We start from the raw sequence: 25,634 nt of genomic DNA, 5'->3' as shown, positions 1-25,634 counted from the left end.
GCGTCCTGGGATATTCTTCCTTCGAAAGTGACTTTCGCCAGTTTCGTGGCATCGTTATTGTATTGCGGATATGAGGTTGCGTTTCACCACGTGGGGCGGCAGCGATGTCGGTGGTAAGCTGTGACGGCCAAGGGTCGCATCACCCGGGCGGCGATCACAAGGTCTTCTGGATGCGACGGCGCGAGTTTATCGCTTCGCTGGTGTTTGTGTCGGCAGGCGTGGGGCAGGTTCGCGCGCAACAATCCGCTTTGCCAGTGATCGGCTACCTCGGGCCCGAGACACCCGAACGTAGCGCCAGCCGGCTCACCGCCTTCCGGGAAGGTCTGGCAGAGGCCGGATATGTCGACGGGCGCAACGTATCGATAATATTTCGCTGGGCAGACGGCCAGTATCGCCAACTGCCGGTGCTTGCGGCTGAACTCGTCGCAAACGGTGTGACGCTGATGGTGGCTCCCGGCGGCGCGGAAGTTGCGCTTGCGGCCAAATCGGCTGCGGGCAACATTCCAATCGTCTTCGAACTCGGTGGAGACCCCGTCGCGCTTGGCCTCGTCAGCAGCCTTGCCCGTCCGGGTGGGACCATGACCGGCGTAACGAGCCTCAGCGTTGAAGTTTCGCGCAAACGCCTTGAATTCATGAGTGAGCTGTTGCCGGAAGCCAAGCTGTTCGTGATCGCGGCTAACCCCACCAGCCCGACAGTCGGCTCACAGTTGAAAAATCTTGAGGCGGCAGCTGTAGCTCTAGGCTTGCAACTCCATGTGATCAACGCAAGCAGCGCGGATGAGTTCGAGGGGATATTCACGACGGCGCGTGCGATTGGGGCGGGAGGCGTCGTTTTTACCTCTGATCCCTATTTCGCCTATAGAAGCGCACGGCTCGCTGAACTCGCCGCGCGGCACGCCGTCCCAGCGATCACGCAGGCGCGCGATTTCCCGGTGGCCGGCGGGTTGATGAGCTATGGTGGAGATTTTCGCCAATCGCATTGGCAAACCGGCATCTATACCGGGCGGATCCTCAAGGGCGAGAAGCCAGCCGATCTTCCGGTGCAGCGCGTGACGAAAGTGGAGTTCTTCATCAATCTCAAGGCCGCCCAGGCACTGGGACTGACTGTTCCCCCCTCGCTGCTGAGCAGCGCGGATGTTGTGATCGAATAGCCTTTTGGGATCAGCCTGCCAGGAAGGCAATGAACGATCCATGGCGACCGATGTTCCGAAGCCTCCTCGCAAATTGCTGTTCGCGAAGTATTTCATCGCGGTTTTCGGGGCTGTGGTGGTGCCGCTCCTGGTCGCGGGCGCCAGCGAGGCCTGGCTTGGCTATCGCGACCAGCGGGCGCGGCTGAGTGAGCAGCTTGCTCTCGAGGCGCGTCTTGCGGCAGTCGAAATCCACAATTTTCTTGAAGGAATCAGTGACCAGCTGACCTGGATGGTCCATTTGCCCTGGTCTCCAGGCGTCGATGAGCGGCGCAGGCTGGACGGGCTGCGTCTGTTGCGCCAAGTGCCATCCATCATGAGCCTTCGCCTGATTGATGGCAGTGGCAAGGAACGCCTTTATGTCTCCCGCATTGGCCTTAATCGGGTCGAAAGCGGCGAAGACTTCAGCAAAGATCCCGCCGTATTGGGCGCTGCAGGGCAGCGAGCATGGATGGGGCCCGTGACCTTTCAAGGCGGCTCGGAGCCGTTCATGACGGTCGCGGTTGCGGGGAACCGGTCTGCCGTCGGCACCGCGATCGCCGAGGTCAACTTGAAGTTCATCTGGGAAGTCATCTCGGCCATCCGGGTCGGACGGACCGGCGAGGCCTACGTCCTCGATCACCCCGGGAACCTCGTGGCGCATCCCGATATAAGTCTCGTTCTGCGCGCCGATGAAGGCGCTGTATTACCCTTGCAGCTTTTGCGAACCGCCATCAGTGCACAAGCCGGGCAGGCGATCGCCGGGCGCGATATCAATGGCCAAATGGTCATGGCCGCGATGGCGACAATCCCCGTGGCCGATTGGAGCGTTATCGCCAAGCAGCCGCTCACCGAGGCGTTCGGTCCAATCTACGCGGCGCTGTGGCGGACCGGCCTGCTTCTTGTGGGCGGCGCGATCCTCGCTGTGTTGCTCGCCTATTGGCTGACGCAACGTATGGTCAGGCCCATTCGCCGGCTTGAGGACGGCGTTGCCCGCATTGGCGCGGGTGAGTTCGACCACCGCATTCACCTCACCACAGGAGACGAACTGGAGCGGCTTGCGGAGCGTCTCAACGACATGGCGGGGGAGCTTGCCGTTTCGCAGGAACGATCGGAGCGTATCGGCCGGCTCAAGCGCTTCCTGGCGCCCCAGGTCGCCGAACTGGTCGATCAGGCTGGCGACGATCGGGTGCTTGATGGGCGACGCGTGGAAGTTGTGGTGGTGTTCTGCGACCTTCGTGGTTTCACGGCGTTCTCGGCCCGGGCCGAGCCCGAGATCATCATCAGCGCGCTCAGCGCCTATTACGAGGCGCTGGACAGGGTCATAACCGCCCATGGCGCGACGCTCGTCAGCTTCCTGGGCGATGGGGTGATGGTTCTCGTCAACGCCCCGGTGGCGTGCTCGGACCCAGCATTGCGGGCTGTCACCATGGCGTGCGATATGCAGGCTGGCGTCCAACTGCTCCTCGCCGAATGGCACAGAGCCGGCCACGAGCTTGGGTTCGGCGTCGGCTTGGCGATGGGCCCGGCGACGGTTGGCAGGATAGGGGCCGAGGGCCGCTTCGACTACACCGCGATCGGGAATGTGGTGAACCTCGCCGCGCGTCTCTGCGCGAGTGCGAAGGACGGTGAAATCCTCGTTGACCGCACGGCAGCTCAGGCTGTTGGAACGACCGTTGTTCTCGTCGAACAGGAGGCGAGGGCACTGAAAGGTTTCGACCAGCGCGTTCCGATCTTTGCTGTTGACGTGCCACTCCGCGATGTGCGCGCCTAAACCGGAATGACCGAGCCGTACCTAGACTAAGGGTGAAAAGCCCTTCAGGTGGGGTCCGCGGTACCGCGTTGCGCAGCGGATAAAATTTCTTCCTGCGAACCAAACGGTGCAAAGGACGTTTCTAATTTTGGCGAGGCAGTGGCTTTGGCCAGTACGCTAGATGGGACGCGGAGCTTCAATTGGCCAGCTACACCTCCGAAATGCGGGAGATATTCCCGGGCTCAGGCGAAATGAGCCAATTGATGAAGGGGTTTGATTGGTCTGCTAGCGCGCTGGGTTCTCCGGACCGCTGGCCGGATAGCTTGAAGATCCCCCTACGGATGTTACTGACGTCCCGCTTTGAGATGTGGCTCGGCTGGGGGCCTGATCTCAATTTTTTTTACAACGACGCCTACATCCCGACGCTCGGCATCAAACACCCCGTCATGTTTGGAAAGCCGTTTCGGGAGGTTTGGGCGGAGGTTTATGATGATGTGGCCGATCAGGTCGCACGGGTGAAGCAGGGCGAGGCGACGTGGAACGAAGCGCTATTGCTCCTGCTTGAGCGGAATGGTTATCCCGAGGAAACTTATCATAGCTTCTCCTACAGCCCGCTTTATGGACTGCAAGGAGAGGTCGATGGCATGCTGTGCATCGTTAGCGAGGTCACTGCGCGTGTCATTAATGAGCGTCGGCTGAATACAATACGCACTCTGGGAATGGCGTTGGTCGGGGCTTCAACGGAAGTGGCCGTGTGCGAGGCGGTCTCTGAGATCCTCAATACTAATCGCCATGATTTCCCGTTCTTTCTATTTTACATCGGTGAAGGTCACGAGCGAAGGACGGTTGCATCCTCCGCAGATGCTGCCGAACTGCTGCATCGGACCTGGCCCGTGGAAGCCTCTTATGAGAGGCCGATAACGATTGAATTGTCGCCGGACGAAACATTTCCGGTGGGATCCTGGGCAGTCGCGCCTCGTCAGGCGCTGATCGTGGGTATTCCCGGTGCAGGGCAGCGGCGTCCGGTTGGGCATCTCGTCCTCGGACTCAATCCCTATCGTCGGAAAGACGAGGACCTAGCCGCGCTTGCGCGCATGCTCGCCAGCCAGATCAGTGGCGCGCTTGCCAATGTGGCCGCTCTCGTTACGGAGCGACGGCGTGCGGATCGGGTCTGGACCTATTCCCGCGATCTGATCGTAACACTTGGAGCGGATGGAATCTTCCGGTCGGTCAGCCCCGCTTGGACCCGCATCCTGGGACACGACACCACGCAAGTTGTCGGGCGTCATTTCCAGGAATTTTTGCTGCCTGCCGACAGGCAGAGCACAGCGCTTGCCCTTAGCCGTGCCGCCTCGGGCGATGATCTGACCTCATTCGAAAACCGGTATCAGACCGCTCAGGGCGCAATCCGTTGGATCTCGTGGAATACGGCCAGGGAAGGCGAGCTGGTTTATGGCTATGGCCGTGATATCACCGAGCAGAAGCTGAACGCGGAAGCCCTCGCATCCGCGGAAAGAGCTCTACGCCAATCGCAAAAGATGGAGGCTGTCGGACAGCTCACTGGCGGCGTGGCTCATGACTTCAACAATCTCCTGATGGCAATCATCGCCAACCTCGATCTGGTGAAACGTCATGTGCCACACGACCCCAAGACGGCCCGGCTGATCGACGGCGCGATCCAAGGTGCCAATCGCGGCGCCTCACTGACACAAAGGCTACTGGCATTTGCGCGTCGACAGGATCTAGCGTTGACCTCGACAGACATCACGGCCTTGGTCAAGGGCGTTGGCGAGCTGATAACGAAGTCGGTGGGTTCGAATATTGAAGTCTGCTACGAATTGGACGAGGCGATACCGGCCGCACTCGCGGACGTGAACCAGATAGAGCTAGCCCTGCTGAACTTGGTGGTCAATGCGCGGGATGCGCTTCCCAACGGCGGCCGCGTGACGATTACGACGGGCAGCGTCGCTCTTTTGAGTGACGAGCATCTGGCTGACGGCACCTACATCTGTCTCACCGTTGCCGACAATGGCGTCGGCATGGATGCTGAGACGCTTGCCAAGGCCACCGAGCCGTTCTTCTCCACCAAGGAATTGGGCAAGGGAACCGGGCTTGGTCTGTCGATGGTTCTTGGGCTCGCAATCCAGCTCAACGGCGCATTGCGCCTTCACAGCAAGCTTGGTGAAGGGACACGCGCGGAGTTCCTGCTGCCCCTCACTGAGGTCCCAAAACAGGAGCCGGTACCGGTCATCGAACCGAAAGCGGAGCCGGCGACGTCACAATGGTCGATTCTTGTGGTTGACGACGACGCGCTGATTGCGATGAGCACTGTGGATATGCTGGAGGACCTTGGCCACTGGGTTACAGAAGTGAACTCGGCCGCCGAGGCAATCGATTTGGTCAAGAATGGTAAGCACTTTGATCTTGTCGTAACCGACTACTCCATGCCGAAGATGAATGGTGGACAGTTGGCATCAGCCCTGCGACAGCTTGAGCCCGCGCTGCCGATCTTGCTCGCGACGGGCTATGCCGAACTGCCCCCGGGGACCGAGCTCGATCTGCCGCGGTTGGCGAAACCTTATGATCAAAAACAATTGCAGAGGGAAATCGCCAAACTTCTTGGATGTTGAACGACATCACAGGCAAGCGAACGCGGATGCCTATCATGGCGGCCCGTGCAAGTCAGTTTTGACGTCTTATTGCAATAGCCGATCTGGGACGACGGCAGCTCGCCATGATGGTTCGAGACTAGATTGTCCAGCGTAATGAAGAAAAGATCGGCGACTGGTCGCGAAGGGATCAATCAGCTGCCTCTTGTCACCAATGTCGAGACAGCTCAGAGGCGACGGTCGGCACGTTTAGACACATAGCTGTAGCAACCAGCAACTGCAGAACTCTTATTTGCCGCGTGGGCCATCGATACATCACCTCATTATGTCCTCGCAGCGTCAAGTATGATAAGTCCTTTCACCTCCAGACGAACGCGACCTCGGCCGACTCGTGTGATCTGTATCGGGGCCTGCTTTTCTTCAAGCCGGCGGCGCAATAGCAATAGCCGGGTCTCCAGATTATCCTTGATCTCCGGCAGCCGCGCGCCGGCGGCGAGCCGCATTTCCCGGTTTGTGAACTCGCTTCGGCGCTCCTTCAGGTGCCATTCGAGCATCAGGCGCAGCAGGGTGCCCGCAACGCCCTTCACGATATAAGTGCCATCGACGAATATGCTGTCGTCGAAGCGGTGATGGGTGACGCGGATTTCACCTCCAGCGGGAGCGGCATCGGGTTGGGCTGCTGCCGACCTCGGTTCTGCCGCAGCCGCCTCCAGCTCGTTTGCCCGGAGGGCGCTGGCCGCCTGTCCCGCCAGGATGTCGAGGGCCGCCTCGTCTTCCTCGCGGAAGGCCAGCCGCATCTCGCTTTCGACGAAGAGTACGCCCGTCACCGTGCCCCGGACGGCCATGGGGACGGCGATCTGGCTCATCGCTGTTGGCAACTGGGGGAAGGCGACAGTCCGCGTGGTGTTTTCCACGGCCTCCGCCTCACGACCGATCGCCTCGCCGAACCGGCGCACGCGACTCATGTCACTGACCTTGATAGTCTGACCACTGGTCACCGCCGCGCCGATAAGTCCGTCGCCGCCAGCAATTTCCGATCCCAGACCGGAGGGCGCATAGCCGATGCTGCCGGTCGTCATCAGACAGCTGCGATGGTTGTCTCGAATAAGCACGAGCGCGTTACTGTATCCAAGTACGCTCCGGACGCCGCGCAGCAAGCTGTCAATGATCTCTCCGGCCTCGGCCTGCTGCTCTATAAGCTTGATTGCCTGCGACAGGGCGGGAAGACTGACGGGATCGCGGCCAACCTCGGCCGCTGCTGTCTCCACCGGGCTCGGGATTTTCTCAATCCCGTGCACGCGAAAAATATCGGCGCTTCGCAGCCGCATGACGTCTGACATGCCGATCTGTGCGCTGCTCGCCTTGAGTTGGCGTGCGATCTTGTCGAAGAGCGCGCCGGCTTCGAGGGAACGCACGAAGCCAATGTCGAGGAGAAACTGATCACCCGTGAAGCCATCAACGAGGATCAGCGTGACCTTGGGATTGGCGCGCACATTCGCCGCTGTCTTGGCGAAAAACTGGTTGGAGAGCGCGACGTGGTCGTCGTCGACACGCACCACATGGGAGAGGTATGAGATATTCGGCATGCCATCGGCTGCGGCGGTGGCAATGATCGACGGGATGACACCCTCGAAGCAGGCGGAGAGGTCCGAAAGACGCAGGCTCATCGGGCCCTCGCACCGGCCAGCATGCCGGCAAGCGGGCCTGGCGTCTGGATATAGGTTTCGCTGACATCGAGCTGGATGACCCGCGCCTCGCGGGCGGTGAGCCAGGGCGCGATCAGGCGTCGGGGAACGCCGAGCGATTCGAGCTCGTTCGTGGCGCAGGTCATGAAGCGGTCGGCGCGATCGAGGTCGAGCGCTTCCGTGTCCCTCATGGCGGCGCGCCCCTTGAGCTGGAAGCTGACGTAGTCCGATGGGCTGACGAAGGTCGCGGCGATCCGCCCGGTCCGCCGGATGTCGGATTCCAGGCGTGGCCATTGCCAGGCGGAGAAGATGATCTCGATCGCTTCGCGGCTTTCCATGAGATGTAACCCGACGCCGCGTCCGGCGGATGGACGCCCTGTCGCATCAGCCCCGGCGATGATGCACATCAGCGGCCGTCTGAAAAATTCGAGAAGGTCGTCGTCGAGCCGCACCGCCGTCCCCATCACATGCCTGATGCCTGCTTAGCAAATTTTTAGGATAGCCGGTACGCCTTGCACATTCATTTAGGAACGCTCGTTTTTCCCGAGCGCTATAGAGACGCGGCACGGCGGGACGTCGCGGAGACAAATAGTGATCAGTATTGGTCGGCGCATCTATTCAGGTGTGCCCGCCGCCACGCGGTCATCGGCTCCGGCGGCGAGCCGCTTCGAAAGACAACATTTGGAACACAACGGTCCATCGAAAGGAGACCGAGAGATGACGCACGCGCCTTCAAACGAAAACGGAATGACCCTGAGCGCCGACCAGCTCGACGCGTATCTCGCGAGGATCGGCGTGGAGCGGCCAACGTCCCTCGACATCAACAGCCTGACGAGGCTGCATCGCGCTCACCTCATGGCTTTCACTTGGGAAGCATTGGATGCCTTCATGGGGTGGCCATCCGCGATTTCACCGGCATCGGCTTTCACCAAGATGGTGAATGGCAAGCGTGGTGGTTGGTGCTTCGAGATGAACGGCCTGTTCGGCGCCGCGCTCGCCGCCCTTGGCTTCCGGGTTACGCGTCTTTGCGGGGGTGTCAACCGGGAAGCACTCGGCGATCTCGCGATCGGCAACCACCTCACCCTGCGTGTTGATCTCGACCGTCCTTATCTTGCCGAAGTCGGCGTCGCGGACGCCATCGTTGAGCCGGTCCCGCTTGTCATCGGGTCTATCAGGCAACGTGGCTTCGACTTTTCGATCACGCCGGCGGCTGGCGGCTGGCTACGTTTCAACAATCATGAGCGCGGTATCGCCAAGAGCATCGATTTTCGTCCCAACCACAGCGACGAGGCGGCCATGGCTGCGGCCCATGGCTGGCTGATGCAGGATCCCGGCTCACCGTTCACGAACGCGCTTGCAGTGTTTCGGCATGAGGCGGACGGCTACATCTCCTTGCAGAATAACGTCTTGTGCCACGTGACGGCGAATGGCGTCTGCGAGCAGCGTATAACGGGCGCTGAACATCTCGCCGAAACGCTTGAAACCGTCTTTGACCTCGAAGTGCCCCAGTCCAGGCGCGTCTGGGACAAAGTTCAGGCGATCGTGCGCGACAAAGCCGCGTGAACAGGCGCCACCTCCCCTTAAGGTTTGAAGGAAACACCCATGCTGCGTATCGCTGCTTTCACTCTTGGTCTTGCTTTGTTGGACACGACCTTCGCGGTCGCCGCCTCCAATGACCCGGCGCCTGCCGGCGCCTACAAGACCGATCCGTCGCATTCGAGCTTCACCTGGTCATTCAACCATTCCGGACTGTCCCAATACACCGCGCGCTTCACGAGGGTCGATGCGCGGCTGGATTGGCGCCCTGAAAAGCCGGAGGCATCGACACTTTCGGTCGTGATCGATCCACTTTCCGTTCGCACAGATTACCCTTGGCCGGAACGGGTGGATTTCGACGCCAAGATCGGAGGTGACGCAGCGTTCCTGGGCGCCCGGTCGATTACGTTCATTTCAAAAACAATCCGTGTGACGGGCGAGAAGACCGGCACCGTCGAAGGCCTCCTGAGCTTCCGCGGCCAGACGCATCCGGCGACCCTCGACATCACCTTCAATGGCTCGATGGCCAAACACCCGATAATGGGCGTCCCAAAAATTGGCTTCTCAGCGGCCGGCAGCATCCGGCGCAGCGAGTGGGGACTGGACTTCGCGCTCCCCGAACTCGGTGACGCAATAACATTTGCCATTGAAACCCAGATGGTCCCCGCCGATTATCAGTTTCCGTGAACGGCTGAAGGTGCAGACGAGAGCGCCGAGTACGGTCATGCCTTGAAAGTCGCGTGCGATATCCGGTTTCGACCATCCGCCTTACTCAGGTAGAGCTGGTCGTCGGCTTTGGCAATCCAGAGGTCTGGGGACATGCCTTGCTCGCAACGGGCGGTCGCGACGCCGATGCTCACCGTCACGAACGGGCTCACCAGCGAACTTTCATGCGGTATGTCGAGCGAAGCGATACGGGAACGGATATCCTCGGCCACCGCGCTGGCTATCTCGGCGTCCGCGCCCGGAAGCACACAGGCGAATTCCTCGCCGCCATAACGCGCGGGAAGGTCGCTGGCACGCTTTAGCGCGCGGCGCAGGGCCGCGGCTATCATCGCGATGCAGCGGTCTCCCTCCAGATGCCCGTAGGTGTCGTTGAATTCCTTGAAGAAGTCGATGTCGAGCATGACCAGCGAGAGCCAGTCCCCGCTTCCCGCCAGACGGGCGATCGCGCCGGTGAGCGTATTCTCCATCCTCCGCCTGTTACTGAGACCGGTCAGCGCGTCGGTGAGGGCCATCTCGGCAAGCTGATCGCGCATGCGCTTGAGCTCGATGTGGTTGCCTACCCGCGCGCGCAGAATGACGGGATGGATCGGCTTCGTGACATAGTCGATGGCCCCGAGTTCCAGGCCCTGGACCTCGTGATCGGTATCACCGAGACCCGTCGTGAAGATGACGGGCACGTCGGCGAGAAGAGAATCCGCCTTCAGGCGCCTGCAGACCTCGAAGCCGTCCATGCCCGGCATGAGGACATCGAGGAGGATCAGGTCCGGAAGGATAAGTCGCGCGGCTTCGAGGGCTTGTTCGCCGGACAGAGCAAAGCTGATCTCATAGTCGTCCTCAAGCGTCGCGTTGATGATCTCGATGTTGGAGATCTCATCGTCGACGATCAGGATTGTCGGCTTGGTCGTCATGCTTCCGTTCCTGCTTTCTCATCCAGCAGCGCGAGGGCGCGATCATAGTCGAGGCGGTTCAGTGCCTCGCGGATCGGGTGAGCTTGCGAATCCTCCGGCGGCAGGCCCAATGCGTTTGCGAGAGCATCGAAGCTCGAACGGGCCTTGAGGCTGCGTCGCTCAATCTGCGTGCGCAGCGCTGTTCTGGCGGCGATAACGTCCTCCTGTCTGACCTGCTGTGCGAGGGTAACGGTTGCCGTCGGGGAGACGGCGGCGAGTTGTCGAGCCGCAACGATCGCAGGCGCGATCTCGCGTTGCAGCGCGTCGCTGAGGTCCGCGATGTCGTGCCGATTGCCGGCAGCGATGTACCGCTCGATCTCGGCGGCTTTAACCTGCACGCCCGGCAGTTCCAATGATCCGGCGACCCCTTTCAGCGTATGAGCGTAGCGCCTTGCTTCCTCGGTTCGACCCGCGTCTATCATCGCTTTCAACTGCGGTCCTGCGTCAGAGTAGTTTTCGCCAAAGTTCACGATGAGCTTGCGCAGGAGGCTCGCTTTTCCGTTAACGCGCTTCAAGGCCTCGGCCAGGCCGAAGGGCGGTAATTCGGCAGGCAGTTCCTCGCTGCCCGGCTGCTTCATGGCGGGAGGGGGCTCAGAGCGGCGAGGCTTACGCTCTGTCTTGAGCCAGCGATCGAGAACAGCAACCAGGTTGATGGGATCAACAGGCTTGGCAATGTGATCGTTCATGCCAGCCGAGAGGCAACGCTGGCGTTCCTCCTCATAGGCATGGGCGGTCATGGCGATGATCGGCAGATCCTCCGCGGACCATGTCCGCCGTATCACCTTCGTTGCCTCGATCCCGTCCATCTCGGGCATCTGCACGTCCATGAGCACCGCCGCGTAGTCGCCCCCGTTCGCCACAACCTTTTCGCAAGCAACTCGCCCGTTCTCGGCGCTGTCCACGGTCAAACCGGCATCGGTGAGCAAGGCCATAGCGATCTCGCTATTGATCTCGTTATCCTCGACCAACAACACCGCAATCCATGCGCAGATGAGGCGACCATGGGCGGCCCGCTCGGCTCGCTCGTTGCCGATCTGACGGTGTTCCCATCGGGAAAGAGATCGACAATGGTGCCCAGCAAGGCCCGCGGATCGACTGGCTTGGTCAGGAAGGCCGCGACGTCGGAGGCCTTCATTTCAGTCATGAACTCCTCCGTGCCGTAGGCGGAGATCATCAGCGTCACCGGAAGTGCGGGGATCGCGCTGTCGGCACGCATCGCCTTGATCGTCTCGACACCGCTCATGCCAGGCATCTTCCAGTCGAGGAGCACGAGATCGTAGGGCCGGCCGGCAAGGCTGGCGGTCTCCAGTGCGCCAATGACTTCCTCGCCGGTGGAGACCAGGTCGATTGTCATGTTCCACTCTCGGAAAATCTCCTGGATGATCTGGCGTGCGGCGGGATTGTCGTCTGCTGCCAGGACGCGGATGCGCGAAAGATGGGCGGGCGGCGTCGCTGCTGACGAACGAGCGCTTTTGTCGAGCCGCGCGACGAAGGAGAAGGTGAACGTACTGCCAGCGCCAGGAGCACTCTCGACGCGAATGGCACCCCCCATCAGCTCGACGATCTGCCGGCTGATCGCGAGCCCAAGGCCGGTTCCGCCGAAACGGCGAGTGGTCGAGCTGTCGGCCTGGGTGAAAGAGGTGAACAGCGCCGCCTGCTCTTCCGGCGTCATCCCGATCCCGCTGTCCCGTACAGACAGCTCCACCTTGGCTGTCTCCTCGTCCTGCTCGACGACTTCGGCTGTGATGGTGACGCGACCATGTTCGGTGAACTTGACTGCGTTGCTCAAGAGGTTGAGCACCACCTGATTAAACCGCAACTCGTCCCCGACAAGGCTGTAGGGGATAGCCTTGCTGATATGGGTATCGACTTTGACGTCCTTCACGGCGGCGTCCGGCAGGACCAACTGGACCTGATTCTGAACTGCCGTGCGCAGATTAAAGGGGCGGCTTTCGAGCGTTAGCTTGCCGGCCTCGATCTTCGAGAAGTCGAGAATGTCATTGATCAGGAGCATGAGCGAGACACCCGCTCCATTGATCTTGGTCACGTAGTCCTGCTGTTTGGGTGCGAGATCGCAACGCTGGAGCAGGTGGCAGAAGCCGAGGATCGCGTTCATCGGCGTGCGGATCTCGTGGCTCATATTGGCCAGGAAGAGGCTCTTGGCCCGGCTGGCTGCTTCGGCCTCGCGCGTGCGCTCCGCAAGAGCCGTGTTCTGCACCAGGATCTCGGCGCCCATATGTTCGATCCGGCCGAAGCTTCGGACGACCATGTTCGAGACCCAGACCAGAACGATGGTCTGGAAGGCGACAATTGCCGCGTGAAGCGCCACGCGCGCCAGATTGCCCTGGGTGGGGAATATGGCCATAGGCAGAAGGTACAGCAGCAGAAGGTGATGCAGCGCAATCGCGATCGCGCCGATCACCAGCGCCCCGCGGTCGAACCAGGCGATGGACAGCGCGAGCATGGCGAAGAAGTACATGTGCATGTCCATCTGCCACGGGTGTCCATTCAGCACGAACACCAGCAGAGCCGCCTCGCCGGCGAGCGCGATCGCGGAGACGTAGCGTGTCGGCGGGGCTATGCCGTCACGCCGCCATGTCATATGGTAGGCGATAGCGAGGAGCCCAGCCCCCGCCATGGCGCCGATAACGGACTGGCCGCTCAGATAGGCGACGACGCCGAGCAGGGGGACGTGGCACCAGAACAAGACGACCAGGAAACGGCCGAAACTTGTGCGAAGCCTGTCGAGTTCGTTGGTCATTGCCCTGTGCCCTCGGCCAGTGCGCTGATGCAGCCCGCCACTCGGGGCGATGGAAAAACAAACCAGGCACCGGCGGCACGGGCCGATGCGGGAAAATCCGGACGGGTAGAAGCCGCTATCACGACATTGCTGAGGCCGCCGATTTCCAGGAGGCCGCCGTCAGCCGCGGCGACTACGCCGATGGTTTGGCCGAGATCCGCCCAAGGGGCGGCGATGATGACGTACTGACCGTTTTCGGATGACCTCGCGAGTGAGGCGACGGTGAGGCCTATCAGTCCAACAGCAAGGAGGCCTGCGCAAGGTGCAAAGTCGAGAAGGGCCGAGCGCCTTTTGGGAAAGTTCGTTACGGGTGCAACAGATGTGGCGGTCATTGCGGGCGAAACTCAATGTTCAGGCGGTACGAGTCGTCTAGTGAAGTGGTCTTAAGCGCATCCTATAGCCTGCAAAGTGTGCAGGCTTTGCCAAAATACCAGCCCTGCCGCATATAGGCAGCTCCAATCTACAAGTTGGTACTTGCCGTGTGGTCCAGGTGCCGTTTGCCGCGACGAAAGCCGGTTGTTCCCTAACGATATAGGATTCTTCGACGATCTCGCTGTCGGCGCCTCGATCTGGGTGAAACATCAGAGGGACGCTTTGATGTCGCTGGAAGCCAGCAGGCTGCAAGTGAGCGGCCTTGAGGTGAGACCGATCGAGCATCGCTACGCCGATGGAAAAAATGACGGTGAGTGCGCAGCGGATCAGTGTGGCTATCGGGATGGCGGGGGTCTCCCAGCCGGCGGGATTGCTGAGCCTCGCGCGGCAGGCCAACCTGCACCTGCTTTCCATCCATCCGCACAGTGGAAGCTGCGGCGTCTTCAGCCGATGAGATGACAGATCCCACTATGGCGCCAAGCTGACGTTATCCATAACTGTGGCGTCACCCACGACTGGCGTTGCCTATGGCCTCCGCTGCCGAAGCGCGGCAATTCCCGTTGACCATTCCCCAGGATAATAAAATCATCCGGCCAAGTGGTCTTACCAGTTGACAGTCTGGCCGCATTGCCCATAGATGGAGTGTAACAATCGGCAAGGATGATGATCCAGGCGCCCGCGACGTCCTGCACGATCGCGTGGCTGAAGCCTGGCGAGGGGGAGACTGAAGTGGCGAGAGCTCCATTCGAGGCTGTCAAGCTCGTGAGACCGAAGCGCCTCTATGAGCAGATCGCCAGTCAGATCGAGCAGATGATCCGCGCAGAAGAACTGCCCGCAGGATCCCGGCTGCCCGGCGAGCGCGAGCTGGCTGACACTCTTGGCGTCAGTCGCCCGTCTCTCCGTGAGGCGCTGATTGCCCTGGAAACGGCAGGGCTGATCGAGGTTCGCGGTGGTGGCGGCACTTTTGTGCGCCCGGCGCAAGCCTCTGTGGGCATCTTCTCTTTCACGGGGGAGATGGATCTTGGGCCGGGCACGCTCGAGCAATTCGAGGCACGGCGCGCGATCGAGCCGGCCTGTGCCGAGCTTGCGGCGTCTTACGCGACCCCGGAGCAGATCAGCGCGCTTGAAGCTTCGCTGCGGCGGATGGCGCGGATCATTCGTGCCGGACGCAACCCCTCTGCCGAGCACCAGGCTTTCCATCTGCTGGTCGCGGAAGCATCGCGAAACTCAATTCTGGCGAGCGCGGTTCGCGAGCTGTGGCGTCTGCGCCAGGAGCCGATGTGGAGCATTCTTCGCCTGCGCGTTGAGAACAGGGAGAGCTACGAACTCGGCCTGCAGTTCCGTCGCCAACTGATCGATTGCTTGAAGCGTCATGATGGCGCAGCCGCAAGAAGGGCCGTCGAGGAGCATTTTATGCGACTTGACGAGATGTACTTCGATCGGAAGGTTTAGATTTACTTAGACAACAATAAAATCCGGAGGACGCCACAATGAAACGTGTCATCAGTTTGTCTGGAATAGCTTCCCTGTGCTTCGCGGGTGCTTTGTCCACCGCGGCCGCCGATACGACGCTTCGCATGTGGACGTTCCTGGATCCCGGGAAGCAGGGCGGCCGGGAGCAGGCGTTGAAGACGATCATCGAGGAGTTCGAGAAGGCGAACCCGGGCATCAAGATCAAGGTCGAGCCGCAGGTCTGGACGACACTGGCCGAAAAATTCGTTCTCGGCAGCAACTCGGGCCAGGCGCCTGATATCAGTTGGGTCAACGCGGAAAATCTTGGCCTCGTCCTGAGTTCCGACGTGGCTGCCGACCTGAGTGGACGCGTGCTGGCGAAATGGTCGCCCGAACGCAAGAACGACCTCGTCATGCCGAAGGCCTTTGACGCCGTGACGGTGGACGGGCAGGTGCTGGCCGTGCCCATCATGGCCTCGACCTGGGTGATGATGTATCGCAAGGATCTGTTTGCGAAGGAGGGGATCGACGTCAAGTCCATCGCGACCTGGGAGGGAGTAACCGAGGCCGCCAAGAAGTTGACGAAAGATACCAATGGCGATGGGGTCCCGGATATATGGGGGATCGGCCTTGGGCTCGCTCAGGAGCGCTTCTCGGCGACGCCGGCCCCTCTTGCCGCCTATGAAGCCCAGGGCGGCTTTTTCGGCAAGGATTGCAAGGCCACTATCGCGGGGAAGGGCTCGGAGCAGGCCGTTGCCCTCCAGGCGGGCTGGATCAACGAGCACAAGGTCGCTCCGCGCGAAGCACTGTCGATGACGTCGGACGATGCCATCGACCAGTTCTCGGCGGGCCGTTATGCCATGGAAATTGTCGCCAACAGTCGTTTCGAGCAGATCCAGAGAAACGCGGCCGGATGGGACAAGAACGATCTCGGGCAAGCGCCGATACCCGGTTGGACCAAGGACAAGCCAGGCCCGATGCTGGTCAGCGGCTGGTTCGCGGTCGTCTCCAACAAGTCGCCCCATGTGGAGATCGCGGCGAAATTCGTCGATTACATGACCAGCCCAGCCGCGATGGCGCTCTGGAACATCCCTGGCGGACAGGTGCCGATGATGAAGTCCGTGGCGGCGCGGCCTGAGATGAGTGAAGCCAAGAATGCGCCCTTGAAGGACGTGGCGGGCTTCATGGCAACGGCCGGCGAGTTCCCGCCCGGCCTGTGCAATTGGGCGCGGACCTTCGCCGATTTCAACCTCGCCACCCAGCAGGTTGTGCTCGGCCAGGAGAGCGTGACGCGCGCCGTGGAACAGGCCGCCAAGGCGACGCAAGACCGCCAGTAAGGTGGCAGGAGCACGGGCGGCGGCAGCTGATGTCGCGCCCGTATCACGATATTCAAGGTCAGAGGTATTTCATGCGACGCGCCGATTGGCCCGTGGCCTACCAGATGCTTGTTCCGGCTCTGTTGCTCGAGGGGGCGTTCGTCCTCGCCCCGCTTGCCATCGGATTCTGGTACAGCCTGCATAACGTCCGCTTTTTTCGTATCCGCAGCTTCGTGGGGCTCGACAATTACTGGTCGATCATCACCTCGCCGCTGGTGCTCAACAGTCTCGTGGTTACCGTCATTTTCTCGGTGGCGGCGCTGGTCCTGACTTTCGCCATCGGTTTTGGCCTGGCGATCTGGCTGCAGCGGGATACGGCCGGGCATGTCGCCATGCGCGCGATCGTGCTGGTGCCCTACATGATCGCCATGCTGGTTGGATCGATGCTGCTCAAATGGATCTTTGCGCAGGAATCGGGGCTCACGCCGCTGCTGCTCGGTCCCTTCGGCTACGGTGATGCCAGCATCCTGTCCGATCCCAAGACGGCGATGGCGGCGCTGGTCTACAATGCCATGTGGCGGGACAGCGCCTTCGCGATGATCATGCTCCTTGCGGGCTTGAAGAGCCTGCCGGTGCAGATCTTCCAGGCCGCGCGGGTGGACGGTGCCAGTCCATTCTACATATTCCGGCGGATCACATTGCCGCTCCTGCGCATTCCCATACTCATCACCCTGGTTCGGTTGTTCATCCACTTCGTCAATACATTGACATTTCCGCTCATTCTGACCGGTGGCGGCCCCGCGAACGCCACGGAAACGGTGGTGCTGCGCATGTTTCGGCTCGGCTTTCAGGACAACGTCCTCGGACAGGCTAATGCGCTCGCTGTGCTCATCTTCGCCGGCAACATCATCCTGGTTGCCGTACTTCTCCTTCTCTTCCGGCAGGCGAAACGCCTCTAGACTGCCGATCTGCCTGTATTAGGCCGGCAATCTAACCTCTTTTATTGCAAGTATAATCTTATCGATCCTCGTTCCACTTCGGTCGGATTATGCTTCAGGGAGCTTGAGCCATGTCCTTTGTTCCTGAGGCCCCCGCGAGCACTGCCTGGCGCAAGCGTGTCATGGCGCGGCGGCTCGGCCGTCTCGCCGTGAACGGCGCAATCGCTCTCCTCGCGCTGTTCCCGATCCTGTGGGGGCTGTCCTCGTCTCTCAAACCCTCCGCGCAGATTGCCGAATATCCGCCGAGCCTGCTGCCACGCACGGTGACTTTCGAGCATTACCTGCGCGTCTTCAACGACAACGTCGGCCACTACATCTTCAACAGCGCCCTTGTCTCGACCGGTGCGGTCGCGCTGTGCCTCATTGTCGGAGCGCTGGGCGGCTATGCCCTGGCCCGCTTCAGTTTTCGCGGGCGCGGCGTGATGATGGTGATGACCGTCGCCATCATGAGCATACCGATAGCGTCACTGCTGGTGCCGACATTCACGACGCTCAGCACCATCGGGTTGATCGATACGCGTTTGGGACTTATACTTCTTTATGCAGCATATCAGCTTCCAATCGTCATATGGATGCTGTATGGGTACTTTCTGTCGCTACCTATCGAGATCGAGCAGGCTGCGCGGATCGACGGCTGCTCTCCCTACCGCACGTTACGCAAGGTCGTTCTGCCGCTGTCCCGGCCGGGACTCGTCGCCGCCGCGCTCTTCGTACTCGTGTTTTCCTGGAACGACTTCGTCGTCGCCGTGACCATGACGTCGTCCGAGCAGGCCAGGACGTTGCCGGTCGCCATCTATTTCTATCTTGGCTTTTACGGTCGCGAATGGGGGCCGTTGCTGGCGGCATCGATCATTTCGATCATCCCGATCATCGGCGTCTTCATCGTACTGCAGCGCTATTTCATGTCCGGTCTCACGGGCGGGGGAGTCAAGGGTTAGGCAATGGCAGAAGTCAGCTTTCGCTCTGTATCAAAGCGCTATGGCGCCGTGACCGCGCTCGCGGATCTCGATCTCGATATCGCGCCGGGCGAGTTCGTGTCGCTTCTCGGGCCCTCCGGCTCCGGCAAGTCGACCACCCTCAACCTCCTGTCAGGACTCCAGGATGTCGACGGCGGGAGGATCGTCATCGGCGGCCGCGACGTGACCCATGTGGCGCCTGACAAACGCGACATCGCCCTCGTCTTCCAGAACTACGCGCTCTATCCACATCTCACGATCTTCGAGAATATCGCGTTTCCGTTGGAAGCGCGTGGACTTGGCTCCAAGGCCGATGTCGAGAAAAAGGTCAATGCGACAGCCGTGACGCTCGGCATAGGCGATCTCCTCGGGCGCTATCCCAAGGAGATTTCCGGCGGGCAGCAGCAACGCGTCGCCCTCGGCCGCGCCATGGTGCGGGATCCCAAGGTCTTCCTGCTTGATGAGCCATTGTCTAATCTTGACGCACGCCTGCGCATTCGCATGCGGCGTGATCTCAAGGCGCTGCACGCCAAGCTCGGCTCGACGATCGTCTACGTTACGCATGATCAGTCCGAGGCGATGACGCTGTCCGATCGGATCGCGATCTTCAACCGCGGTCGCTTGCAGCAATTGGGTACGCCGGACGAAATCTATAATCGACCGGTGAACATATTCGTCGCGAATTTCGTCGGTGACCGCGAGACGAATTTCTTCGACGCCGAGCTGGTCGTCACCGGTGATGGCCCGCGACTGCTTGGCGAAGGCTTCGTTATCCCGCTGGACCGCCCCGCGCCGGCATCTGCGGCGGGTGGCGGGGTGAAGGTCGGGATCCGGCCCGAGTGCGTGACCATCGCCGGCTCCGGCGTTGAGGGAACGATCCCGGCCGAGGTCAGTGGAACGGAGCTGGCGGGGCCGGATCTTTATGTTTTCGCACGTTTGCCCGGCGGCGAGGAGCTCGGCTGCCGATGCGAGCCGCATGTCTCCGTGCGTGTTGGAGAGTTGGTGCATTTGCGTCCGGACCAGCGGCGAATTCATCTGTTTGATCCCGCCAGCGAGACCTGCATCAGCCACGGCACGCCAATTTCATCTCATTGAACTCCAGAAAAGAGTCGAACAATGGCACAACAGCTTTATCAGGAAGACTACGATGTTGTCGTGATTGGCGGCGGCTGCGCCGGTGTCGCGGCGGCGGCATCCGCGGCCAAGAACGGCGCGAAGACGCTATTACTTGAAGCGGGCTCCATGATCGGTGGAGAATTGATCACGGGATTGCCTGTCGATGGCGCGTTGAACGCGCGCGGGGAATGGATCGTCGGGGGAATACTGAAGGAAATACTGGACGAGCACGAGCGGCTGGGCGGCTACATCGGCCCGGTCAAGGATTGGCGCCTGATCTGGTATGTCTGCATCGATCCCGAGATGATGAAGATCGCGGTGTCGAATGTCGTGCGGCGCTATGGGGTTAACACATGGCTCTACAGTTTCGCCGAGGACGTCGTGGTCAAGGATGGGCGCGTCACGGGCGTCGTGGTCGTCAACAAACGGCAGAGAACGCTCGTCAACGCGAAGGTGGTGATCGACTGTTCCGGTGACGGCGATGTCGCGATGCTGGCCGGCGGGGCGGCGATGATCTCCAATGACGAGGGTGAATTCCAGCCCTTGACGATGCTGTTCCGCATCGGGGGCATCGATACGGAGAAGCTCCTCAAGTTCTGTGTCGATAAACCCGAGAACCTTGCGGTCGGTGAAAGCGAATGGATGGGCGCGGAGCTGAGCGCGCGCGCCTGCGCCGAAAGACTCTACGAGCAGGGACAGCCGGCAGTCTTCATCAAGGGTGACGGGCCGCTGATCCAGGAGGGTATCGCAAGCGGCGAGCTTTACCCGACCGCTCTGATTGGGATCATCCCGGTCTCCAGCGAGCGTCGCGAAGTATCCGTCAACACGACGCGTATAGCCAATATCGATGCCACCGATACCAAGGCCCTGTCGCAGGCGTTCGGGGGGCTCGTGGACCAGGCCTGGAGCTGCATCCGCTTCATGCGCAAGCGTATTCCGGGCTTCGAGCAATCCTATTTCGCTGGGCTCGCCCATCGGATCGGCATTCGGGAGACCCGCAGGATCGTCGGGGACTATGTCCTGACACGCGATGACGTGTTCTATGCCCGCAAGCGCGACGACGGCATCGGCAAAGGTAGCCACCACATCGATATCCACCAGGATGGCATCAAGCAGGTCCGCATCCCCGTGGCGGATGGCGGCTCCTATGACATGCCCTACGACATGCTTGTGGCGAGAGGGCTCACCAACGTCTATGTCGCGGGCCGCTGCATGTCGGCGGATCGCGAGGCGCACGGCTCGGCGCGCGTCATGGGCCCCTGCATGGCGCAGGGCGAGGCGGCGGGCCTCGGCGCGGTGCTCAGTCTTGGCCTCAATGATCCCGGCAATATCCGCGGCGTGCCTGTGCGTACGCTGCGCGACGGATTGCAGCGCCAGGGGGCAATTCTCGATGGCACGCACTGAGGGGATGCCGTCCTTCAGCGCGCCGCTTATTGCGCTCTCCCGCCACGAAGCGGCGACACTGGCCTCAATCTTCCGGCTGATGTGGCCGGCTCGCTCGCCGGAGCGCGATGCCGAGAGCCTTGGCGTCGTCGCCTATGTTGATCGCGCGCTCGACGGCTTCGAAAGTCCCCTGCTTGAGCCCTATCGCGGTGCCGTTGCGCGGCTCGATGCGACCGCGAGGAGCGAGCATGGCTCGCTTTTCCGGGATTGCGACGTCCGGCAGCAGAGCCTGATCCTGCAGCAGCTCGAGCAGGGCACAATCCCGAGATGGGTGGTCCCGCCGCAGGCTGATGTTTTCGCGATGCTGCGCCGGCACCTGATAGAGGGGCTGTTCTGCGACCCCGCCCATGTGGGCAACCGCGACGCGGAGGGATGGGCGGCGATCGGTTATCCCGGCGTGGTGACGACACACCAGCCGGCTGACCACTTCGCGACCTCTGCCCCCTTTGTCGACGGCAGGCGGCCAACCATGAACGATGGCGAAGCCGATCGCCCCGCGGCGCCGGATTGGCGGGACACGGGTTTCGACCCGCAGGACGGCGCCAGCCCGCCTCTGGCTGATGTCGATGTGGTGGTCGTGGGCATGGGCGGTGTCGGCGCCCTGGTGGCGCCGTGGCTCGCCGAGGCTGGGCTGCGCGTCGTCGCGCTGGAGGCGGGACCCTGGCGGCAGGGCGATGGTTTGCGTCCGGACGAACTGCGCCATGCCTATTATGCGCGCGCTGGCTTTGGGGGAAAATTCAACGCCGAAACTCCAACCTGGCGTGAGGATTCCGACGCTCCGACGCAGGCCATGCCGTTCTCGCTCGGCCGGATGTGCAATGGCGTCGGCGGCTCGCTGATCCACTATGGCGCGCGGCTCCGGCGGCAACACCCGCACCAGTTCCGCATGCGTAGAACCCTTGCCGAGCTGGGCCTTTTGGCGCGCCTTGATGAGGATTGTACGGTCGCGGATTGGCCATTCGGCTATGATGAACTTGAGCCGCATTATGCGGCGTTGGAGCGAGCCATCGGCATCGCCGGTCACGACACGCATCCATTCATCCACCGCGATGGCGGCCTGCCGATGCCGCCGACGCGCCCGTTCGCGGGGGGAGAACTCTTCGCGAAGGCGGCGCGTGAGCGCGGACTGCACCCGGACGTGATCCCCGTCGGCCAGAATACAGTGCCTTACAACGGGCGGCCGGCGATGACCTATTCGCCCTGGGGCGAAGGCCTTGGAGCCGCGACCCGGGACCGATGGATGCCGACGGACGACCTGATCCCGGCCGCCCTTGCCACCGGCAACCTCAATGTGCGGATTCAGTGCCGCGTCCTGGCGATCCTGACCGACGGGAATGGGCGCGCCACGGGGGTGCGCTATGTCGACAGCAATGGAGAATTGCGGGAGCAGACGGCGAGGGCGGTGATCGTCTCGGCCTATACCTTCGAGACGGTCCGGTTGCTCCTTATGTCGGGCTCGGGCCAGCATCCGCACGGTCTCGGTAACGACAGCGGCCAGTTGGGCCGGCATTTCATGACCAAACAATTCCCGGGCGTTTACGGACATTTCCCTGAGCGGCTTTTCAATCGCCACACCGGGCCGGGCGCTCAAGGCGTGATCGTGGAGGACATGCTGACGCCAAGCTTCATGGCGGCGACAGGCATGATCGGCGGAGGCACCCTCTCCACTGAGAACCAGTTGCTGCCGATCCAGATCGGCCGGGAGCCGCCTCCGCCGACCGTGCCGAGCTGGGGTGTGGAATGGAAGGCGCATGTTCAGCGCTGGAATCATCGCCTCGCTTTGCGCATCCAGACCGATACGTTGCCCTATCGGTCAAATTACCTGGACCTCGACCCGATCAGGCGGGACCGCAGCGGCTACGGCCTCCCTGTTCTGCGCGCGACCTATGCCATACGCGAAGCCGAACAACGGCTTTATCAACACATGATCGGGGAAGGGGAGGCTATGCAGCGCGCGATGGGCGCGGCCGAGATCTGGCGGGGACCGCTGTTCACGGGAATCGGAAGTTGCCACGATCTCGGCGGCTGCCGCATGGGAGAGGATCCAGGACAGTCCGTTGTCGGCCCCGATCTGAACGTGCATGACACGCCCGGGCTCTACGTGATGAGCGGAGCCGTCTTTCCGTCCTGCCATGCGGTTAATCCCACGCTGACTTTGTGGGCCATCTGTCGCAGGGCAGCGCAGAACTTGGCGGTTGAGCTTCGCGGTGAGCTTGCGCGCAGGACTTGAGACCATGGGCGCAGGACTTGAGCCTTCCCGCCAGTGCCGCGCACGCCATGGCTAATGGATAATGGCACAGCGCGACGGCAAATCACGTGAAGCTCAGGCTTTCGGCGTCTGCGCCTCAGCCTCGTTTCACCCTTAACGAGAATTTCACCCACCCAATTCACTCACCCCAATTTCACCTGGGCCACCTTATCCTGGTAATCGGCTTGCGGATCCACGCCCAGCATCGCCTTGATGCCCGCCAGCAGGTTGGAAGCGTTCTCCCAGATCTCGGCTTGGCCTGGGTCGAACCGCAGCAGTACAAGGCGCGGGTCATCCTTGCCGTCCTTGAACCAGGCCGCGATGAAGCTGTTCCAGAGCCGGTCTATGACCGCACGATCCTGGTCGACTTGAAGTGTCCCTTCAACAGAGGCGAAGAGGTCGTGGCTCTTTGCGCTGAAGCTGAAGGATGCCGGCTGACCGTTTGAGAGTTTCTCGACAAGCTCCGTGTCCCGGTCCGCGAAGAACCAGATCGGGCCACTCTCGCCCTCCAGCTGCGCGGTCATGGGGCGCGTGTGGCCCTTCTCCGCGCTGACAAGACCCAGCATGACGGTGCGGTCTGATTTGAGCGACTTCCAGAAGCGCGTCTTAAGTTCTGCAGGTGTCGGCACTGGCTTTTCTCCCTTTTACCCCCGCGAGAAAGCAATGCGCTCGTGCCCGCACGGTTCCCCCGGTCGCGTGGATTTCGATGAATACAGCCCCGCGTCCGTGCTCATGACACACCCGATGTGGCGACATTCGGCCGCTGTCAGCTCAACGTTATGGCATGGCGGTGAAAGCCTCGTTTGCGAATGGTCTCCGAAAGCGAGGCTTTTCTGCGCGGCGGGCTGGTGGAGCGCTGGCCAACAGCGGGGAGACAGCTCTGGCGGCCATCGCGGCCTGTCTGGCGAACCGATCAGGCTTTCAGCCACACGTCCGTGTAGGTCCAAGGTCCCGAAAATTCGCGACGCAGACCCTGCACTTCAACCCGTGCCACCTCGCTGCTCGGGCGCCAGAACAGAAAAGCATTGTAATATTTGCTGTGAATAAGCTTCTGGGCATCGATGTAAAGCTGGCCGCGCGCGGCCTGATCGGTCTCCGAACGTGCCGCATCTACGAGATCGAAGAGCTTGTCATCCTTGATCGCCGCGAAATTCTGCTTTGCATCACGTCCATAGAAAGTGCTGAAGGCGAGATCGGGGTCCGACCGCGGCATTACGGCGCGTGCCAGGGCGATCTCCGATTTGCCACCGAGGACCTTGTCGAGCCACGCCTGACGCTCCATGGTTTCAATCCGCAGCTCGATGCCGACCTGCTTGAGCATCGCCTGCATGAGCTGCGCGATCTGCGTATCAGGATCGCGTTGAATCATGCTCAGCGTGAGCGGGCCCTTATGTCCCGATTTCTGATAGAGGTCGCGGGCGAGTTCCACGTCGCGCTTGTAGGCCGTGAGGTCCTTGGCGAAAGCCCAGGATGATGGCGGCTCGATGCCGCCTACGAGAACCCCTTGCCCGCGCGCCACGATCTTCTCTAGGCTTGGTGCATCGACCGCATGCGACACGGCACGGCGCAGATCGATATTGTCAAACGGCGGCTGGCTTGTATTGAAGATCAGATACTGGACGACCCCAAGATTGGAATCCATCAGTTTAAGTTTAGGGTCAGATTCGACCTGCGGAAAATCTTTCGGCTGGATCGAATCCCCGAGCTGGACGTTGCCGCTCTTGAGTTCAACAAGCTTGACTGTCGTGTTGGGGATAACCCGCGCCACGACGCGATCGAGATAGGGAAGGGCGCTGCCTGTCGGGGCTTTTTGCCAGTAGTCCTTGAATTTCTCCGCTTCCACCCGGCCGCCCGTCCATGACGTGACGCGGAAGGGGCCGGTACCGACCGGCGCGCGGTGAAAGCCTTCGCCCAGCGCCTTGACCGCCGTCGGCGACATCATGGACCCGGGCTCGATCGCCAGAATGGCGAGCATCGGCCCTGACTTCCGCTTGAGCTTCACCCGCGCGGTATGGCTGTCGAGAACCTCAACGCTGTCGAAATCACTGAGGAACTGTCTGGCACGCGATGCGACCTCCGGGCTCGCCGCGCGTTCGAGGTTGAACTTCACGGCTTCCGCGTCGAACGGGGTGCCATCCTGGAACTTCACGTCGCGGCGAAGGTGGAAGTCGATCGACAACCCGTCGGGCGCATAGAACCAGCGCTCGGCCAGCATGGGCTTGAAGCTGCCGTCCGGATCCTGCCAGACGAGGTTTTCGGCGAACATATTGTAGAAGCGGCGGTCGGTGCCCGGCGCCGCGCCGAAGATGGGATCGAGGCTTGAAGGCTCGAGGTCGATTGCGACGGTGAGCGTTCCACCCGTCGCCTCCTGCCCAAGCGCACCATTGCCGAGGCCTACCGTGGCCAATGCTCCCACCGCACCCAGAAACTGCCGTCTCGTTGACCTCATCGGGCTCTCCTCACTTATTTTGTGTTCTACATATCGGATAACTTGACATGTGATCAAGTGGT

20 protein-coding genes are annotated in these 25,634 nt (G+C 61.4%); 12 read left to right on the top strand and 8 right to left on the bottom strand.

Translation table 11 applies throughout. From position 1 onward, the window contains the following. The first annotated feature begins 170 nt into the window (after positions 1-170). From KIO74_RS24400 to KIO74_RS24390, 3 genes are all read left to right on the top strand, one after another. Complete coding sequence (locus tag KIO74_RS24400) at positions 171-1,151, top strand: ABC transporter substrate-binding protein (RefSeq protein ID WP_213339200.1); 981 nt, start codon at positions 171-173, stop codon at positions 1,149-1,151. Between the two features lie 40 nt (positions 1,152-1,191). Beyond that, positions 1,192-2,940 carry an adenylate/guanylate cyclase domain-containing protein gene (locus tag KIO74_RS24395; RefSeq protein WP_213337558.1) on the top strand — a complete coding sequence of 583 codons (1,749 nt, stop codon included), beginning with the start codon at positions 1,192-1,194 and terminating at the stop codon, positions 2,938-2,940. A gap of 179 nt (positions 2,941-3,119) precedes the next feature. Further along, on the top strand, positions 3,120-5,549 hold the full coding sequence (locus tag KIO74_RS24390; RefSeq protein ID WP_213337556.1) for a PAS domain-containing protein: 2,430 nt from the start codon (positions 3,120-3,122) through the stop codon (positions 5,547-5,549). 302 nt (positions 5,550-5,851) lie between these two features. Here the strand turns inward: KIO74_RS24390 and KIO74_RS24385 are convergent, their stop codons facing one another. Both KIO74_RS24385 and KIO74_RS24380 read right to left on the bottom strand, forming a co-directional pair. Next, positions 5,852-7,195, bottom strand: a complete 1,344-nt coding sequence (locus KIO74_RS24385; protein ID WP_213337555.1) for a pyridoxamine 5'-phosphate oxidase family protein — start codon at positions 7,193-7,195, stop codon at positions 5,852-5,854. Further along, on the bottom strand, positions 7,192-7,665 hold the full coding sequence (locus KIO74_RS24380; RefSeq protein WP_291978581.1) for a pyridoxamine 5'-phosphate oxidase family protein: 474 nt from the start codon (positions 7,663-7,665) through the stop codon (positions 7,192-7,194). Before KIO74_RS24380 ends, KIO74_RS24385 begins: the two co-directional genes overlap by 4 nt. A gap of 265 nt (positions 7,666-7,930) precedes the next feature. On the opposite strand from KIO74_RS24380, the gene KIO74_RS24375 reads away from it, so the two are divergent. Together KIO74_RS24375 and KIO74_RS24370 are read left to right on the top strand one after the other, a co-directional pair. Continuing rightward, positions 7,931-8,776 (top strand): arylamine N-acetyltransferase family protein, encoded by an 846-nt coding sequence (locus KIO74_RS24375; protein WP_213337554.1) that lies wholly within the window; start codon positions 7,931-7,933, stop codon positions 8,774-8,776. 39 nt (positions 8,777-8,815) lie between these two features. Beyond that, on the top strand, positions 8,816-9,436 hold the full coding sequence (locus KIO74_RS24370) for a YceI family protein (RefSeq protein ID WP_213337553.1): 621 nt from the start codon (positions 8,816-8,818) through the stop codon (positions 9,434-9,436). Between the two features lie 35 nt (positions 9,437-9,471). On the opposite strand, the gene KIO74_RS24365 is transcribed toward KIO74_RS24370, so the two are convergent. From KIO74_RS24365 to KIO74_RS24350, 4 genes are read right to left on the bottom strand one after another with little or no spacing between them, the layout of a single operon-like run. Beyond that, positions 9,472-10,383: a diguanylate cyclase gene (locus KIO74_RS24365; RefSeq protein WP_213337552.1), complete on the bottom strand. Its 912-nt coding sequence runs from the start codon at positions 10,381-10,383 to the stop codon at positions 9,472-9,474. Beyond that, on the bottom strand, positions 10,380-11,354 hold the full coding sequence (locus KIO74_RS24360; protein ID WP_249731461.1) for a response regulator: 975 nt from the start codon (positions 11,352-11,354) through the stop codon (positions 10,380-10,382). The genes KIO74_RS24365 and KIO74_RS24360 overlap by 4 nt, the downstream gene beginning before the upstream one ends. Continuing rightward, on the bottom strand, positions 11,327-13,183 hold the full coding sequence (locus tag KIO74_RS24355; protein ID WP_213337550.1) for an ATP-binding protein: 1,857 nt from the start codon (positions 13,181-13,183) through the stop codon (positions 11,327-11,329). Before KIO74_RS24355 ends, KIO74_RS24360 begins: the two co-directional genes overlap by 28 nt. Beyond that, positions 13,180-13,554, bottom strand: a complete 375-nt coding sequence (locus tag KIO74_RS24350) for a hypothetical protein (RefSeq protein WP_213337548.1) — start codon at positions 13,552-13,554, stop codon at positions 13,180-13,182. The genes KIO74_RS24355 and KIO74_RS24350 overlap by 4 nt, the downstream gene beginning before the upstream one ends. A gap of 769 nt (positions 13,555-14,323) precedes the next feature. Here KIO74_RS24350 and KIO74_RS32305 point away from each other — a divergent pair. The 7 genes from KIO74_RS32305 (at position 14,324) to KIO74_RS24315 (ending at position 23,105) form a co-directional block, all read left to right on the top strand. Beyond that, positions 14,324-15,046, top strand: a complete 723-nt coding sequence (locus tag KIO74_RS32305) for a FadR/GntR family transcriptional regulator (RefSeq protein WP_291978586.1) — start codon at positions 14,324-14,326, stop codon at positions 15,044-15,046. A 38-nt stretch (positions 15,047-15,084) separates the two neighbouring features. Further along, positions 15,085-16,383 carry an ABC transporter substrate-binding protein gene (locus tag KIO74_RS24340; protein WP_213337544.1) on the top strand — a complete coding sequence of 433 codons (1,299 nt, stop codon included), beginning with the start codon at positions 15,085-15,087 and terminating at the stop codon, positions 16,381-16,383. Positions 16,384-16,454: 71 nt separating this feature from the next. Next, positions 16,455-17,321: a carbohydrate ABC transporter permease gene (locus KIO74_RS24335; protein ID WP_213337542.1), complete on the top strand. Its 867-nt coding sequence runs from the start codon at positions 16,455-16,457 to the stop codon at positions 17,319-17,321. A gap of 110 nt (positions 17,322-17,431) precedes the next feature. Further along, positions 17,432-18,298, top strand: coding sequence for a carbohydrate ABC transporter permease (locus tag KIO74_RS24330; RefSeq protein WP_213337541.1), 867 nt, complete (start codon positions 17,432-17,434; stop codon positions 18,296-18,298). Between the two features lie 3 nt (positions 18,299-18,301). After that, positions 18,302-19,411: an ABC transporter ATP-binding protein gene (locus KIO74_RS24325; RefSeq protein WP_213337540.1), complete on the top strand. Its 1,110-nt coding sequence runs from the start codon at positions 18,302-18,304 to the stop codon at positions 19,409-19,411. 21 nt (positions 19,412-19,432) lie between these two features. Next, positions 19,433-20,836, top strand: coding sequence for an FAD-dependent oxidoreductase (locus KIO74_RS24320; RefSeq protein ID WP_213337539.1), 1,404 nt, complete (start codon positions 19,433-19,435; stop codon positions 20,834-20,836). Then, positions 20,823-23,105 (top strand): GMC family oxidoreductase, encoded by a 2,283-nt coding sequence (locus KIO74_RS24315; RefSeq protein WP_213337538.1) that lies wholly within the window; start codon positions 20,823-20,825, stop codon positions 23,103-23,105. Before KIO74_RS24320 ends, KIO74_RS24315 begins: the two co-directional genes overlap by 14 nt. A 161-nt stretch (positions 23,106-23,266) precedes the next feature. On the opposite strand, the gene KIO74_RS24310 is transcribed toward KIO74_RS24315, so the two are convergent. Both KIO74_RS24310 and KIO74_RS24305 read right to left on the bottom strand, forming a co-directional pair. Next, positions 23,267-23,752 (bottom strand): pyridoxamine 5'-phosphate oxidase family protein, encoded by a 486-nt coding sequence (locus KIO74_RS24310; RefSeq protein WP_213337537.1) that lies wholly within the window; start codon positions 23,750-23,752, stop codon positions 23,267-23,269. A gap of 284 nt (positions 23,753-24,036) precedes the next feature. After that, positions 24,037-25,572, bottom strand: coding sequence for an ABC transporter substrate-binding protein (locus KIO74_RS24305; RefSeq protein ID WP_213337536.1), 1,536 nt, complete (start codon positions 25,570-25,572; stop codon positions 24,037-24,039). Positions 25,573-25,634: the final 62 nt, after the last annotated feature.

Origin of the sequence: Chelatococcus sp. HY11 (assembly GCF_018398335.1) — a bacterium.
Classification (GTDB): domain Bacteria; phylum Pseudomonadota; class Alphaproteobacteria; order Rhizobiales; family Beijerinckiaceae; genus Chelatococcus.
Note: the sequence above shows the minus strand (reverse complement) of the source record. Positions and strands in the feature narration are given on the sequence as shown.